The sequence below is a fragment of the Mycetohabitans rhizoxinica HKI 454 genome, assembly GCF_000198775.1.
Taxonomy (GTDB): domain Bacteria; phylum Pseudomonadota; class Gammaproteobacteria; order Burkholderiales; family Burkholderiaceae; genus Mycetohabitans; species Mycetohabitans rhizoxinica.
This window is the reverse complement of sequence record NC_014718.1, coordinates 398,366-413,256: the sequence shown is the minus strand read 5'-3', so window position 1 is coordinate 413,256 and position 14,891 is coordinate 398,366. Positions and strand designations below refer to the sequence as shown.

Genomic DNA, 14,891 nt, shown 5'->3' with positions numbered 1-14,891 from the left:
GCGGTTGAAAACGCCGAAGCAAGCGTGTCGGCGGGAAGCGTCAAGGCTAGCGGGCATTTGCGTGTGTCCGCGCCCGCGGGCTTTGGTCGCAAGCATATTGCGCCACTGATCCCGGCGTTCTCGGCCGCGCATCCGGGCGTGACCGTGTCGTTGGATCTGACGGACCGCCTCGTCGAGCGCCGCATACACTGCACACATTTCGTGCCGTGCGCTCGGCGTTCGGGGCGAAAAAAAGCGCCGGCGACCCAAGGTTGCGGCGCTCGCTCTCCTGCCTGATTTCGCTGTGCACGCACCGCTGCATCGAAGGTACGTCGCGCGCAGACGCCTTTTTCGGGGCGGTCAGCCGACACAGTTTACGCGACCTTCTTATTGTCAAAGAACTGTTCGTCTTCGGTGGAGCCATGCAGTGCGGTCGTCGACGCTTCGCGCTCGATCGTCTGCGTGACCGCGTCGAAGTAGCCGGTGCCGACTTCACGTTGGTGCTTGACCGCGGTGAAACCCTTTTCGGCTGCGGCGAACTCGGCCTGCTGCAACTCAACGAAGGCGCTCATCTGGTTGCGCGCGTAGCCATAGGCAAGGTTGAACATCGAGTAGTTTAGGCTGTGGAAGCCGGCCAGCGTGATGAACTGAAACTTGTAGCCCATCGCGCCAAGCTCCTTTTGGAACTTTGCGATCGTTGCATCGTCCAGGTTCTTTTTCCAGTTGAACGACGGTGAGCAGTTGTACGACAGCAGCTTGCCTGGGAATGCCTTGTGGATTGCCTCAGCAAACTTTTTCGCGTATTCCAGGTCCGGCTTGCCGGTTTCGCACCAAATCAGGTCGGCATACGGCGCGTACGCCAGGCCGCGCGAGATCGCTTGCTCCAAGCCCGGGCGGGTGCGGAAGAAGCCTTCGACTGTGCGCTCGCCAGTAAGGAACAGCTTGTCGTTGTCGTCGATATCGGAGGTAATCAGGTCAGCGGCTTCCGCGTCGGTGCGGGCCACCAATACCGTCGGCGTGCCGCTGACGTCGGCCGCGAGCCGCGCCGAAATGAGTTTGGCTACCGCTTCGCGGGTCGACACCAGCACCTTGCCGCCCATGTGGCCGCACTTTTTGACGGAGGCGAGTTGATCCTCGAAGTGTACCCCGGCCGCACCCGCTTCGATCATTGCCTTCATTAGCTCGAATGCGTTCAGCACGCCGCCAAAGCCAGCTTCGGCATCCGCAACAATTGGTGCGAAGAAGTCGATGTAGCTTTCGTCACCCGGATTCTTGCCTTCGGACCATTGGATCTGGTCAGCACGGGCCAGCGTGTTGTTGATGCGCTTGACGACCAGCGGTACCGAGTTGGCCGGGTACAGCGATTGGTCCGGATACATTTCGCCGGCGACGTTGGCATCGCCCGCGACTTGCCAGCCTGACAAGTAGATTGCCTTCAACCCGGCCTTGACCTGCTGCATCGCCTGGTTGCCAGTCAATGCGCCAAGCGCGTTGACGAACGGCTCTTCGTTGATCAGCATCCACAGCTTCTCGGCGCCGCGTCGGGCAAGCGTGTGCTCGACCGGTACCGAGCCACGCAAGCGAATGACATCTTCTGCGGTGTAGCCGCGCTTGATGCCCTTCCAGCGTGGATTGGTTTCCCACTGGACCTGCAGTTTCTGAGCTTCCTGTTGGCGAGACATAGCGTTCTCCTGACTCGAATGACGTATCGGTTAGCCTGGGCGACTCCAGTTTTCTAACGCCGCGTTTAGCGTTGCGTCGTGAATTCTTATATAAGAGATTAGGCCAACCACGTCGGCCGAGACAGGAGCGAAAAAGGTTTGGTTGAATATATTTAAACCATAAAAATCAAATAGTTAGAAATATTATTTCATCGTGTGAGAACACGTTTTCTATACTGCAATAGAATTTTTGTGCCATGCACTACATATTTTTATGGCACAAAAAATAATTTCATATTGCGAAATATTGCTGATTCGAATGCCAGCCGTACGACGCAATAAGTACGACGCAAAAAAATGGCGCCGCAGAGGGCGCCATCGTCTCGGAACGTCGGGCCATCGCTGGCCCGCTCGCGCCAGAACGGTTAGTCGTCGTAGCGTGACGTACGGCGATCGTCATCCCGCCGGCGCGCCGGCCCGCGTGAATCCGCAAAACCGCCCCGGCCACGGTCATTGCTGGCGCGGGCATCACTGAATCCGCCGCGATAGCCGGCATCGCGGCCGCCGCCTTCGCGGCTACTGCCAGCGCCGTGCCGCGCGTTGCCGTAGCCGTTGCCCGTTCCTCGTCCTTGATAACCGCCGGCACCCCGCCCGTTGCCACGCGGCGGCGCGCCGCGACGTGCCGGTGCACGCGTGGACGGTGCCCGCTTGGGCTCGAATCCGGCAATCACGTTAACAGGCAGCGGTGTGCGCACGAATCGCTCGATTCGCTTTAGGGTGCCGACTTCAGCATGGTGTACGAGGCTGACGGCGATGCCGCTGCGCCCCGCACGTCCGGTCCGGCCGATCCGGTGCACGTAGTCTTCCGCGAATTTGGGCAAATCGTAGTTGAACACATGCGTGATGCCGGGTATGTCGATGCCACGCGCGGCGACATCGGTCGCGACCAACACGCGCACGCGCCGTTCACGCAAGGCGCGGATTGTCCGGTTGCGCGCGCCTTGCGGCAGATCGCCATGCAACGCGGCGGAGGCGAAGCCGTCTTCGGCCAGCCTGGCGGCGATCACGTCCGCGTCGTTCTTTGTCGCAGTGAACACAATCGCCTGATCAAGCGCGCCGTCAGCCAGTAGATGCGTCAGCAGCCGATCCTTATGGGCGCGGTCGTCGACGTAGTGGACGGACTGCGCAATGTTCGCGCGCGATTCTGGCTCACGACGAATTTCGATCCGTTCGGCGTCGCTGAGAAAGCGTTGGGCCAGCGATCCCACTTTGCCGTCGAGCGTTGCCGAGAACAGCAGCGTTTGCCGTGTGGCCGGGGTGCGGTCGATGATGGCTTCGATGTCTTCGATGAACCCCATGTCGAGCATCCGGTCGGCTTCGTCGAGCACCAGCATCTGCAACTGAGACAGGTCGATGCGGCCGCGCTCGAGATGATCGATCAGCCGGCCGGGGGTGGCCACCAGGATTTCGGGGTTCTTCGCCAGCAGCATCAATTGCTGGCCATAGGCGACCCCGCCTAGAATGCTGACTGTGCGCAGCCGCCGCAGATGCTTGCCATAGGTGGTCGCCGCGGTGGTCACCTGCATCGCGAGTTCGCGTGTCGGCGTCAGTACCAGCAACGCCGGTCTGGCGACAGGCTGCTCGCGGCGATGACGGCGCTCGCCCCGGTCACCGCGCTGTGCCTGATGCACGGGCTGGTTCGCGCGCTGGCCAAGCGTGCCGGCTTTTTGCATCTGTGCGAAGCGCTCGATCGCGGGCAGCATGAATGCCGCGGTCTTGCCCGAGCCAGTCGGGCTCGAGACCAGCAGATCGCGGCCGGCGAGTGCAGCCGGTATCGCGCGCTGCTGGACCGGCGTCGGCGCCTGATAGCCGGCAGCAGTCAGCGCGGAGACGATCTCTGGCGATAGGCCGAGCGCGATAAAGCCGTCGCCGTGAGGGGTGTCGCTGTTCGCCGTGTCGGCGGGCTGTGCAGCGTCAACGGCCGCGCTTGCTGTGGAGCCGGGCTGTGCGGCTATCGACGTGGCCATCGCATCGGGTGCAGGCGTGGCGGCTACTGCGTGCACCGTCGTGGCAGGGGCGGCTTCAGCAGCCGGCGTGGGCACCGCCGGTGCGTCGCCGTGCGACACGGGGGCATCGTTGCCGAAAAGTTCACGCGCCAGCGCGCCGAGTGACGAGGGGGAATTCGAGGTCATGACGATCCTATGAGTTTCGCGCCTGCGGCGCGAACCGGTCCGGAAAAATGCGAGAGGCGCCAATCGGCAGCCACGATCGTCGGATGCGATGAACGATATTTGTTCATCAGATCGAAAAACGGGCATGGCTCGTGAAATGCGAGCCGATGTTAGAACCTGTAACGGTGCGAACCGCCCAACGCGGAAACGCGAACCTTGCTCGGTCTACAACCGCACCCAAAAGTGGGCAAAGGTGGGAGGGGACAGTTTCTAAACGGGGATTGGAGCACAACGCTGTAAAAACGCGCGACCAGGCCAAATAATACAGTTCACCGGCGCGCGAAGTATTGATTCTATCTGAATTTGCTGCGCTGTGCCACCTGCTGCGAGTAAGATCTCGCTGTGCCCGCCGGCGCGGGCGCGCGGCATCACGACGCGGTGCCGTTCTTTAACGATTCGACCAACTCGGCGTATTGGTGCTTGGCGGTGTCCTGCGACGTGCCTTTCAGCGCGGCCCAGGCATCGTACTTGTACTTGCCGACGATATCGGCTAAGCCAGGCTTGTCACCGTGCACGTCGCCTTTGGTGGCTTGCTTGAATAGCGCGTACAAGCGCAGTAACGTTAGGTTGCTGGGGCGCTCCGACAATTGCTTAACTTCGCCCTGCGCTTGTGCGAACCGCGCATCGATCTCACGCATCGTGACCTCCTCGATCCTGTCCATCCATCCTGAACTGCTAAGTGTAGTCGGAACGTGTCGCTATGCGTTGGAGCAAGTCCTCCAAACAGCAGAGTTGATGTGGGCGGGCATTACAATAGCGGTCATGACGCCTCATGCCTTGCTTGCCCTCGATACGTCGACCGAATTCTGCTCGGTCGCAGTGTTCCACTTGCCACATGCCGCCGGCTCGCCGCGCGTGGTCAGTCGCCATGAGCACACTGGCCCAGCTTCCAGCGCACGCGTGCTGCCCGCGGTACGCGAAGTGCTGGAGGAAGCGACACTCACGCTGGCCGATTGTGCCGCGGTGGCGTTTGGCGCGGGACCCGGTTCGTTCACCGGCTTGCGCACGGCGGCCGGCGTGGCGCAGGGTCTGGCGTTTGGGCTCGGTGTGCCGGTGGTGCCGGTCGGCACGTTGCTCGCCTGCGCGGAACGCGCGCGCGCATCGGATCCGGATGCACGACGCGTGCTCGTGGCGCTCGACGCGCGGATGGGCGAGGTCTATTGGGCGGACTTTGCGTGGGACGACACGCTCGCCGACTGGCGGGTGTGCCATCCCGCCGCGCTCGCTGTGCCCGCCCGCGTGCCGGTGCCGGACGAGCCGTTTACGCTAGCTGGCAATGCATCCTCCGTGTTCGGCGATGCGCTGTGTGCCGCGACGCAGGCGCGCGTGATTGACCCGGGCGCGATGCCGCATGCCCACGCGCTGGCGCTGGCCGGCTGGCGTGCGTTCATGGCGGGCCGCGCGTTGCCTGCGCACCTGGCCATGCCCGAGTACGTGCGCGACAAGGTCGCGCAAACTACCGACGAGCGCGCGGCGGCCCGTGCGTTGAAAGATCCGGCGAAGGAGGCCCGATGAGCGGCGTATTGATGACCGAGCGCTATCTGACGCCAATGACCGAAAGCGATCTCGATGAGGTCGCAGCGGTCGAGCGCGACGCGTACGAGTTTCCCTGGACGCGAGGCAATTTCGAGGACTCGTTGCGCAATGGTTATTTCGGCGTCTGCCTGAGGCACGTCACCGGCGTGTTGGTCGGCTATTGCATACTGATGCCGGTTGTGGACGAGATGCACTTATTGAACTTGTGCGTGGCGCCCGCCGCGCAAGGCCACGGCGCTGGCTTGGCGTTGCTACGCGAAGCGGTGCGCATCACGCGTGCGCGCCAGCTCGGCAGCGTGCTGCTCGAGGTGCGTCCGTCCAATCAGCGTGCCATGCGGCTGTACGAGCGCTTTGGTTTCATCGTGATCGGCCGGCGCAATAATTACTACCCCGCGCGGCACCGTACGCGCGAGGATGCAATCGTGATGCGTTACGGCTTGCACGCCGAGGTGTCGGTCGCACCAGCCGCTGCTGCGAGACACGCCGACGCACAGGGGCGGCATGCCCCGCAGCAGGCCGCCTCGCCACAGGGCGCGCCATCATCACACGAACAGCCGATGCCCGGCGCGCGGCGCGTGGGCGCCCCGCTGGAAGCGGAACGGGAGCAGGCCGATGACGCAGCTTGACGCGATTCTGGAAGAACTTGGCATTGCGCCGTTGTGGGTCCGCCGCGGCGCGGGTCATGCTCATCGTCTTGGTGACGCCGAGGGCGATGGGCTGTCCCCGGCTCGGGACGTCATGCGCGAGGCCGGCATCGTGCTGCCGTCGCAGGCGCTCCAAGCAACGCAGGTGACTGTGCAAGCTTGCGACGCGCAAGAGAGGGCAGCGCATGCGTCCGCTCAAGCAAGCCACACGCCGGTTGAGGCCGCGCGGTCACGAGTTGAAGCGACCGAGGCGCAGGGCGCCGCAACCGGGCCAGCGGGTGACGGAGTCAAGGCGGCTGAGGGAGTCAAGGCGCTCGAAGGAGTCAAGGTGGTCGAAGGGGTTAAGGCGGCTGAACGAGTCGAGGCGCCTGAGGGAGACGGGGCGGTGGTAGAAGTGCCGAATGCGCGGCGGGCGTTGGCCGCGCCGGTCAGTCCGGCCGAGACCGTACCGACTGGACTGGGCGATGCTCGCTCGTTGCAGGCCGAGCCAATGGGTGGACAGGGTGAAGCTGCCGCACCGGCGCTCGGGGTCGCGGCAGACGCGCAACCGGTGCCGATGTTGGACTGGGAAGCATTGAAGGCGCGCGTCGCGGGCTGTACGCTGTGCCGGCTGTGCGAACGACGCACGAACACGGTGTTCGGCGTCGGCGACGAGACGGCCGACTGGATGCTGGTCGGCGAGGCACCAGGCGAGAACGAGGACAAGCAAGGCGAGCCGTTCGTCGGCCAGGCCGGCAAGCTGTTGGACAACATGTTGCGTGCATTGCAGATGCGGCGCGGCGATAACGTCTATATCGCGAACGTGCTGAAATGCCGGCCGCCGGGCAATCGCAATCCGCAGCCGGACGAAGTGATGCGCTGCGAACCCTATCTGAAACGGCAAGTGGCGCTGGTCAAGCCGAACGTGATCGTTGCGCTCGGACGGTTCGCCGCGCAGAGCTTGCTGAAGACTGATGCGAGCATTGCTTCGTTGCGGGGACGTGTGCACGAGTATGAAGGCGTGCCAGTGATCGTCACGTATCACCCGGCGTATCTGTTACGCAGCCTGCACGACAAGCACAAGGCTTGGAGCGACCTATGTCTGGCTCGCGCGATTCATCGCAAGCGCACCGTTGCGCATTGAGCCGCCATGATCGCGACGCCGGCGCGGCTGCCGACGAGGGCGGCGGCACGCGGCAGCCGGAGGGCTCGGCTGCATTTGCGGCTGCCGCGCGAGCGCACGCGGATCACCGGATGCCTGCGCATGCCAGCAGGCCCTGCGTTGATCTGCTACATGCGTATCGTGACGTTGCGGTGCGTGATCTGGCGTGGCTGCTGCTGTCGCCCTCGTTGCTTGACGCACGATATTTCGGCCCGCGGTTAGCACACATGCTGGCGCAGTCGCAGCAGCGCCAGCAAACGCTCGCATGGTTGACGCGGCTCGACGCCGATCCGCGTGCGTTGCATGTGGCTTTGGATGCCCGGCCGCAGTCGCGTCTCGGCTTATATGCGGAGCAGTTGCTCGGCTTCTTCCTGCAACATGGCCCTGCCACGCGGTTGATCGCCGCGAACCGGCCCGTGCGGGTCGATGGCCACACACTGGGGGAATGCGACTTTCTGTTCGAGGATGACGGCGCAAGGGCATGGCATTGGGAGCTGACGGTCAAGTGCTATCTCGACGCGGGTGGTCCGCCCGGTTCGCTGGCACGCTATGTGGGGCCGAATTTGGCCGATCGCTTTGATCGTAAGCTGACCCGGCTGCTGACCCACCAGCTGACGCTGAGCCAGCATCCACAAATCGCGGCGTTGGCCGCCGATGGCCATTGGCAGGCGGCCATGATCGTGCGTGGCTGGCTGTTCCGTCGCTGGGATCTGAGCGACGTCAGCGATTCGGACCATGTCAGCGTGAACCACACGCCGCGCGGCAATGTCGCGCCGGGACCCATCGCGCCGGATCACTTACGGGGCTGGTGGGCATGCGCCGCGCAGTGGCCCGTATTCGATGCGCCTGCCTGGACGATCGTGCCCCGCTTGGGCTGGATGGCGCCGCTGCGGCTGTCCGCCGACGACCCGCGCGTGTATCGTGACTCGACCGCTGTGCTGGTGCGCTGCATCGACTACTGGCGCGATCGGCCTGATCAGCCATTAATGGTGGCAGCGCTGGACAACGTGCGCGTGAGCCAGGGCGTCGGCAACCCGGCTGACGAATTGTGTGAATTGGCGCGCGGATTCATCGTGCCGGATGATTGGCCCAAACGCGCGGCCGCATACACGACGATTTCGTGACATCGCGACTGTCTCCACGCGGCAGCCCTGCGCGACGTCCCTGTGCGATGTCCTTCTACGACGCCCCCGTATGGCGTTCCGGACGCGCCGGTATCGCCCGCGGCGCAAAGCGTGCCGCGCGCGGGTCGCTACGCCTGATGCTGCCTGAAAACGGTTACCACCATGCGTGACAGTGATGCAGTGGTCCGGTGCCCTGCCCGACCGAAAGCCGCGTGCTTTGGATCAATGCCTGGGTCAGATAGGTCTTTGCATCGCTGACGGCGTTGGCCAAGTCCAGTCGCTGCGGGCGTAGCGCGGCAATCGCAGCGGACAAGGTGCAGCCGGTGCCGTGCGTGCCGGTCACGTTCACGCGAGCGCCCGCCAGGCGGGTATGGTGGTTTGCCTCGATCAACCAGTCTGGACTGAATTCGCCTGGCAAGTGACCGCCCTTGATCAGCACCGCGCGGGCGCCCAGCGCGTGTAGCGCATCGCCTTGGCGCGCCATCTGCGCTTCGTCGGTGGCGACGGGTTGGTCGAGCAGCGCCGCCGCTTCATGCAGGTTCGGCGTGATGATGCTGGCCAGTGGCAGCAATCGCTCGCGCAGCGCGCCAAGTGCATCGGGCTCGAGCAACGGACAGCCGCTGGACGACAGCATCACGGTATCGAGCACCACGTGCGCGGGTCGGTACCGCTCTAGTGCGGTGGCCACCGCGCGAACGATCGCCGCGTTCGCCAGCATGCCGATCTTGACCGCGTCGATGCGCAGATCGCTCAATACCGCGTCCAGTTGCGCAGCGACGACGTCGGCCGACACCGGATGAACCGCGGTGACGCCCCGCGTGTTTTGCACGGTCAATGCGGTAATCGCCGCGGCGCCGTATGCGCCTAGCGCGGAAAAAGTCTTGAGGTCAGCTTGGATGCCGGCGCCGCCGCTTGGATCGGACCCGGCAATCGTCAGCACGTTCGGAATCTTATGCTCCATGGCAAAAAGCGCACGAAAAACCACTCAAACAGTCATTTAAGTCGCGCCGCGGCCATCGCCGCACGCGTCAATGCCGTTGCTCGCCGATCAACGCGACTGAATCGAATGCGCGCTGATTCGCTGCGTGCCGGCGCATCACGCACCACATGGTCAGGCACACAAAGGTGCCGAACAGCACGATGACCAGCTGGATCGGCACGTTGAACCAGACAAGCACAGCGTACAGGCACAGCATTACGAGCACCGACAGATTCTCATTGAAGTTCTGCACCGCGATTGAATGGCCGGCGGACAGTAGCACATGCCCACGGTGCTGCAGCAGCGCATTCATCGGAACGACGAAAAAGCCCGACAGGCCGCCGACCACTATGAGGAAAGCATACGCGCATATTAGGTAGGCGGGCACCCGGATGTGGCCAATGTGCCATGCCCAGTCGGATGGAAATAGCTCCCGGGTATAGAGTGACATCGTCATGACCAACAGGCCCATCACGATGCCGACGGGCAGCACCGTCAGCGAGCGCTTGAGCGGCACGCGCGTGGCCGCGAGCATCGCGCCGCCGGCCACGCCGACCGCGACCACGGCCTGCAGCACGGCACTTTCGGAGAGCGTCATGCCGAGCGATACCTCGGCCCATTTGAGCACGATGAACTGCAACGTAGCGCCGGCGCCCCAGAATAACGTGGTGACCGCCAGCGAGATCTGGCCCAGCTTGTCGCGCCACAGCGCACCGAAGCACTCGGCAAAGTCACGGATTAGCCGGATTGGCCGGTGTTGCTGTTTTGGATAGCGTGCGCCGGTGTCCGGTATCCACAAATTAAACACCGCAGCAAGTGCGTACACGGACATGATGACCACAATCGCCGATTCTGCTGCGGTGTGGGCGAACGACAAGTGCCGCAGTAACGGCTGCGCGATGTGCGGACTAATTAGCGCGCCACCCATCACGGTGCCCAGGATGATCGACGCGACGGTCGTCCCCTCGATCCAGCCGTTGGCGACGACCAAGCGCTCTGGCGGCAGTAACTCGGTCAAGATACCGTACTTAGCCGGCGAGTACGCGGCCGCGCCGAAACCGACGATGCCATAGGCCAGCAGCGGATGCGCGTCAGTCAACATCGTCACGCAGCCTACCATCTTGATCGTATTGGTGACGAACATGACGCGGCCTTTCGGCTGCGAGTCTGCAAATGCGCCAACAAAGGCGGCAAGTACAACGTAAGACAGCACGAAGAACAGCTTCAGCAGCGGCGTCATCCAATTCGGCGCGTGAAGGTCTTTCAGGAGGGCTATGGCAGCGATCAGAAGCGCACTGTCGGCGAGCGAAGAAAAGAACTGCGCCGCCATGATGGTGTAAAAACCTTTCTTCATCTGATGCTGAGCTTGATTCCTCTGTCGGCAGCCGCTGTCGGGCTAACCCGTAGCATGAGCCGCTCGAAATGGGTTGTGTGCACGGCTTTATAACACGAAAATACGCAGGTTCAGACTAGCGTTCGCCTCAGCGATGCGGATCGCGTCGGCGATCGTGCACTTAAATCGTTGATTCGCAGCGACATTAAATCACCCAATCTATGCCTCGCCCGCTCCTTGCCACGATTCATACCGCAGCGCTTGCCAACAATCTCGCCGTTGCCCGCCGCCATGCCTCGAAGTCCAAACTTTGGGCCGTTGTCAAGGCCAATGCCTACGGGCATGGCTTGGCGCGCGTGTTCCCCGGCCTGCGTTCGACCGACGGCTTCGGATTGCTTGACCTTGAAGAAGCGGTCAAGTTGCGTGAATTGGGCTGGGCAGGGCCCATTTTGCTGCTGGAGGGTTTTTTTCGTCCGACCGACATTGACGTGATCGACCGCTACAGCCTAACGACTACCGTGCATTGCGACGAACAGTTGCGGATGCTGGAAATGGCGCGTCTATCCAAGCCGGTCAATATCCAGTTGAAGATGAACAGCGGCATGAACCGGCTTGGCTATGTGGCCGGCAAGTATCGCGCCGCATGGGAACGCGCGCGCGCGTGCCCCAGCGTCGGCCAGATTACGCTGATGACCCATTTTTCGGATGCTGATGGCGAAATGGGCATCCGACACCAATTAGAAGTGTTCGAGCATGGCGCTGAGGGCATTGCTGGCTCGCGCAGCCTAGCAAACTCGGCTGCGACGCTATGGCATCCATATGCGCATTTCGACTGGGTGCGTCCTGGCATCATATTGTATGGCGCGTCGCCGTCAGGCGTCTCGGCCGCGATCGAGGGCCTCGGCCTGCAACCGGCGATGACGCTCAGCTCGGAACTGATCGCGGTGCAGACGGTCGAGCCGGGGGACAGCGTTGGCTACGGCTCGGCTTTCAAGGCGCGCGAGCGCATGCGTATTGGCGTCGTGGCGTGCGGTTACGCGGATGGCTACCCTCGTTGCGCGCCCGAGGGCACGCCAGTCCAGGTGGGTGGTGTGCGCACACGGGTCGTCGGTCGAGTGTCGATGGACATGTTGACCGTGGATCTATCTTCGTGCCCGAACGCGGTTATCGGCAGCCCGGTGCAACTGTGGGGGGCCGACGTGCCGATTGACGATGTCGCGGCAGCGTGCGGCACGGTTGGCTATGAATTGATGTGCGCAGTCGCGCAGCGCGTGTCAGTGCGCGCAGAATAACGGGGAGCAGGTTGCGTGACAAAAACAAAGACCGTTTACGTCTGCAATGACTGCGGCGCGCAGTCGCCGAAGTGGCAAGGCCAGTGCCCATCGTGCCATCACTGGAACACCCTGGTCGAGTCGGTCGAGTCGACCGCTGCGCCGAACCGTCGTTACCAGGCACTTGCTAAGAGCCAGCCAGTGCGCAAGCTCGCCGAGATTGAGGCGTCGGACGTGCCGCGCTACTCGACGGGCATCGGTGAGTTCGATCGTGTGCTTGGCGGTGGCCTGGTCGCGGGTGGCGTTGTGCTGATCGGCGGCGACCCCGGCATCGGCAAGTCGACGTTGCTGCTGCAAGCGCTCGCCGAGATCGCACGCGAGCGGCGTGCGCTGTATATCAGCGGCGAGGAGTCTGGCGCGCAGATCGCGTTGCGCGCACAGCGGCTCGGCTTGCTCGACGCGCACGCCAGCCGGGCCGGCGAGTTACAACTATTGGCAGAGATCCAACTCGAGAAGCTACAAGCCACGATTGACGCCGTCAAGCCGAACATTGCCGTCATCGATTCGATTCAGACCATCTACTCGGATGCGCTCAGTTCAGCGCCCGGCTCCGTTGCGCAAGTGCGTGAGTGCGCGGCGCAACTGACGCGGATTGCCAAGCAATCTGGCGTGACGATCATCATGGTCGGCCACGTGACGAAGGAGGGCGCGCTCGCTGGGCCTCGGGTGCTCGAGCACATCGTCGACACGGTGCTGTACTTCGAAGGCGACACGCATTCGTCGTTTCGGCTCGTGCGGGCGTTCAAGAACCGCTTCGGCGCAGTCAACGAACTCGGCGTTTTCGCGATGACCGAGCGCGGGTTGCGCGGCGTGGCTAATCCATCGGCACTGTTTTTGTCGCAGCATGAGCACACGGTGCCCGGCTCGTGCGTGCTGGTGACGCAGGAGGGGTCGCGGCCGTTGCTCGTCGAAGTGCAGGCGCTCGTCGATACCGCGCAGGTGCCTAATCCGCGCCGACTCGCGGTCGGCCTCGAGCAGAACCGCTTAGCAATGCTGCTCGCGGTGCTGCACCGGCACGCCGGCGTCGCGTGCTTCGATCAGGACGTGTTCCTGAACGCGGTGGGCGGTGTGAAGATCGCCGAGCCGGCCGCGGACTTGGCCGTGCTGCTCGCGATTCATTCGTCGATGCGCAACAAGCCGTTGCCTAAGGGGCTGATTGTATTCGGCGAAGTCGGGTTGGCCGGTGAGATCCGGCCATGCCCGCGTGGCCAGGAGCGCTTGAAGGAGGCCGCCAAGCTCGGCTTCTCGAGTGCATTGATTCCGAAGGCCAATGCGCCGAAGCAGCCAATCGACGGCTTGCAGGTGATCGCCGTCGAGCGCATCGAGCAGGCGATTGACCGCGTCCGGACGCTGCAGCAGTAGGCGGGTGCAATGGCTAATTTTGAACGCACCGCCTATCCGCACTCCAGGTGCGAGATCTGATGCGGGCGTTCGACAAGGCGCTTATCGAACGCGCGATGGGTGCGGCAATGAATGTGCATCTGAGGTCTGCGTTTAAGCGCGTGCGCGTTGGCCGCAGAGTTGACCTTTTATCGATTGTTGAGTTTGCCGATGGACTTCGATTTGAATGCCGCTTTAAACTATCCTGCCAGCTACGTCTGTGCAGGGCAGACTGGCCAACTGCCTGCCGCATCAGCGCCGCCACGACCGCCTTCCGACAACCCGTTGACTCGTCCCTTGCCCACCCAACCGACAACGTATGACGACCTGCCGTCCGAACTGATTGCCCGGATCGGTGACTATGTACCCATTCAAGACGTGATGCTGTTCGCCACAGTCGATCGCCGCACATATCATGCGATGCAGACCCGGCGACTCGTTCACCGCTATTGGCAGCAGGCGAACCAGGCCGTCAGCTTGGCGTCAGTTAACCAGCTGCTGGACGAAATAGGCGGTGCGTTGAGCAATCCAGCGCAGCATGCCGAGCCTATTGATGCGCTAAGTCAGCGTCTGCGAGCGTTGCCAAAAGCCGAGCGAGTCGAGGCATTCAAGCGCGTGTTTGCGGCTGCGGAGCGTATCCCGCAGGACGGTGTGCGAATACAAAAAGCGCTATTACGCGCTTTTTTTATTTTTCCTCCGAGCCGGCGTGATGAGCTATTCGACTTCGCGTATGCGATGGCGGAACGACGCGCGCCCGGACAAGACAATATCTGGGCGGAACTAGCTGACAGTTTACGTTTTTTTTCGTTTGATTCGCCTTTTGTCGAGCAGCGTTATCAGGCGCTTTTAGATCGGCTTGCGTCGTTAAGGATATCCGAACAAGCGAAGCTCATCCCGGTATTGTCCAATTTGCTCCTTTACTTTAATAAGACAGACCCACGCGTGCCTGAACGCTATGCGCTCTTACGCGGACACGCGTTACAACTGCCGCCCTCTCATCAAGGCGCATCGGTCGGCATATTAGCGAGTTGCGTACAAATTTTGTCAAAAGCAGAGCAGTTTGCCCAATACACGCAGATGCGTGATTGGGCGCTGTCGCTGCCTGACGAGCAGTGGGGGATTGCTTTGCAGTATTTGCTTGAAGGGCTTAAAGAGCTGTCGGATGAACAACGTGCGCAGGAGCTGACGTTGCTTGAGGGGCATTTAGCGCGCGTGCCTATGTCACAGCGTGTTTCGGCAGCGTTTGGACTGCTCAAATGCCAATTGTTTTTAGACGATGTACAAATAAAGCGGGTCTGGCGGCAAGGTTTGAACCTACTGAATGGTGCGGGCGAAGCCGCTTTATGGGATTTGCTGAGCCAACTTCGGGCCGATTGGGTGTTATCTGAGTTCAGCAATTTCAGATGGGAAATGGCAGTGGAGGAGATTACTCGCTTTATGGAGGCCAGCCAGTTCTCCGAGCCGGCGCGGGCGCGATTCCAGGCCAATGTAGATTGGCTCAGAAGTGAGCCAATAATATTTAGTGAAACTGAACCCAGTATGCTTCGTTGAA

11 protein-coding genes and 2 pseudogenes are annotated in these 14,891 nt (G+C 62.3%); 8 read left to right on the top strand and 5 right to left on the bottom strand.

Annotation, left to right across the window (positions count from 1 at the left end):
• Nucleotides 1–6: 6 nt before the first annotated feature.
• Nucleotides 7–177, top strand: a pseudogene (locus RBRH_RS20580) (LysR substrate-binding domain-containing protein); the annotation flags it as partial.
• A 176-nt stretch (nucleotides 178–353) separates the two neighbouring features.
• Here RBRH_RS20580 and aceA read toward each other — a convergent pair.
• From aceA to RBRH_RS19315, 3 genes are all read right to left on the bottom strand, one after another.
• Nucleotides 354–1,661, bottom strand: a complete 1,308-nt coding sequence (aceA, locus tag RBRH_RS13705) for an isocitrate lyase (protein WP_013428678.1) — start codon at nucleotides 1,659–1,661, stop codon at nucleotides 354–356.
• A gap of 404 nt (nucleotides 1,662–2,065) precedes the next feature.
• Nucleotides 2,066–3,667, bottom strand: coding sequence for a DEAD/DEAH box helicase (locus RBRH_RS13700; RefSeq protein ID WP_157864622.1), 1,602 nt, complete (start codon nucleotides 3,665–3,667; stop codon nucleotides 2,066–2,068).
• Nucleotides 3,668–4,239: 572 nt separating this feature from the next.
• Complete coding sequence (locus RBRH_RS19315) at nucleotides 4,240–4,509, bottom strand: acyl-CoA-binding protein (RefSeq protein WP_041755013.1); 270 nt, start codon at nucleotides 4,507–4,509, stop codon at nucleotides 4,240–4,242.
• Nucleotides 4,510–4,633: 124 nt separating this feature from the next.
• Here RBRH_RS19315 and tsaB point away from each other — a divergent pair, with 124 nt between their 5' ends.
• The 4 genes and pseudogenes from tsaB (at nucleotide 4,634) to RBRH_RS13675 (ending at nucleotide 8,316) form a co-directional block, all read left to right on the top strand.
• A complete protein-coding gene (gene tsaB / locus RBRH_RS19310; protein ID WP_157864619.1) occupies nucleotides 4,634–5,386 on the top strand; it encodes a tRNA (adenosine(37)-N6)-threonylcarbamoyltransferase complex dimerization subunit type 1 TsaB in 753 nt (250 codons plus the stop codon).
• Nucleotides 5,383–5,856, top strand: a pseudogene (gene rimI, locus RBRH_RS13685) (ribosomal protein S18-alanine N-acetyltransferase); the annotation flags it as partial. The gene tsaB and the pseudogene rimI, both read left to right, overlap by 4 nt.
• Nucleotides 5,857–6,019: 163 nt before the next feature.
• Nucleotides 6,020–7,174, top strand: coding sequence for a uracil-DNA glycosylase (locus RBRH_RS13680; RefSeq protein WP_013428674.1), 1,155 nt, complete (start codon nucleotides 6,020–6,022; stop codon nucleotides 7,172–7,174).
• On the top strand, nucleotides 7,129–8,316 hold the full coding sequence (locus RBRH_RS13675) for a DUF1853 family protein (RefSeq protein ID WP_232509407.1): 1,188 nt from the start codon (nucleotides 7,129–7,131) through the stop codon (nucleotides 8,314–8,316). The genes RBRH_RS13680 and RBRH_RS13675 overlap by 46 nt, the downstream gene beginning before the upstream one ends.
• Nucleotides 8,317–8,470: 154 nt before the next feature.
• Here the strand turns inward: RBRH_RS13675 and thiD are convergent, their stop codons facing one another.
• Together thiD and lplT are read right to left on the bottom strand one after the other, a co-directional pair.
• Nucleotides 8,471–9,277: a bifunctional hydroxymethylpyrimidine kinase/phosphomethylpyrimidine kinase gene (thiD, locus tag RBRH_RS13670; RefSeq protein WP_041754760.1), complete on the bottom strand. Its 807-nt coding sequence runs from the start codon at nucleotides 9,275–9,277 to the stop codon at nucleotides 8,471–8,473.
• 67 nt (nucleotides 9,278–9,344) lie between these two features.
• Nucleotides 9,345–10,649 (bottom strand): lysophospholipid transporter LplT, encoded by a 1,305-nt coding sequence (gene lplT, locus RBRH_RS13665; RefSeq protein WP_013428671.1) that lies wholly within the window; start codon nucleotides 10,647–10,649, stop codon nucleotides 9,345–9,347.
• A 200-nt stretch (nucleotides 10,650–10,849) separates the two neighbouring features.
• Between lplT and alr the strand changes: the two genes are divergently transcribed.
• From alr to RBRH_RS13650, 3 genes are all read left to right on the top strand, one after another.
• Entirely contained in the window at nucleotides 10,850–11,920 is a 1,071-nt protein-coding gene (alr, locus tag RBRH_RS13660; RefSeq protein ID WP_013428669.1) for an alanine racemase, read from the top strand.
• 15 nt (nucleotides 11,921–11,935) lie between these two features.
• The gene (gene radA, locus RBRH_RS13655) at nucleotides 11,936–13,321 is read left to right on the top strand and encodes a DNA repair protein RadA (RefSeq protein WP_013428668.1); all 1,386 of its coding nucleotides are present in this window, start codon (nucleotides 11,936–11,938) and stop codon (nucleotides 13,319–13,321) included.
• Nucleotides 13,322–13,510: 189 nt separating this feature from the next.
• Nucleotides 13,511–14,890, top strand: a complete 1,380-nt coding sequence (locus tag RBRH_RS13650; RefSeq protein WP_083813561.1) for a hypothetical protein — start codon at nucleotides 13,511–13,513, stop codon at nucleotides 14,888–14,890.
• Nucleotide 14,891 lies beyond the last annotated feature (1 nt).

Coding starts and splice junctions, on each gene's coding strand:
- aceA (WP_013428678.1), bottom strand. CDS start 1,661: ATGTCTCGCCAACAGGAAGCTCAGAAACTGCAGGTCCAGTGGGAAACC.
- RBRH_RS13700 (WP_157864622.1), bottom strand. CDS start 3,667: ATGGCCACGTCGATAGCCGCACAGCCCGGCTCCACAGCAAGCGCGGCC.
- RBRH_RS19315 (WP_041755013.1), bottom strand. CDS start 4,509: ATGCGTGAGATCGATGCGCGGTTCGCACAAGCGCAGGGCGAAGTTAAG.
- tsaB (WP_157864619.1), top strand. CDS start 4,634: ATGACGCCTCATGCCTTGCTTGCCCTCGATACGTCGACCGAATTCTGC.
- RBRH_RS13680 (WP_013428674.1), top strand. CDS start 6,020: ATGACGCAGCTTGACGCGATTCTGGAAGAACTTGGCATTGCGCCGTTG.
- RBRH_RS13675 (WP_232509407.1), top strand. CDS start 7,129: ATGTCTGGCTCGCGCGATTCATCGCAAGCGCACCGTTGCGCATTGAGC.
- thiD (WP_041754760.1), bottom strand. CDS start 9,277: ATGGAGCATAAGATTCCGAACGTGCTGACGATTGCCGGGTCCGATCCA.
- lplT (WP_013428671.1), bottom strand. CDS start 10,649: ATGAAGAAAGGTTTTTACACCATCATGGCGGCGCAGTTCTTTTCTTCG.
- alr (WP_013428669.1), top strand. CDS start 10,850: ATGCCTCGCCCGCTCCTTGCCACGATTCATACCGCAGCGCTTGCCAAC.
- RBRH_RS13650 (WP_083813561.1), top strand. CDS start 13,511: ATGGACTTCGATTTGAATGCCGCTTTAAACTATCCTGCCAGCTACGTC.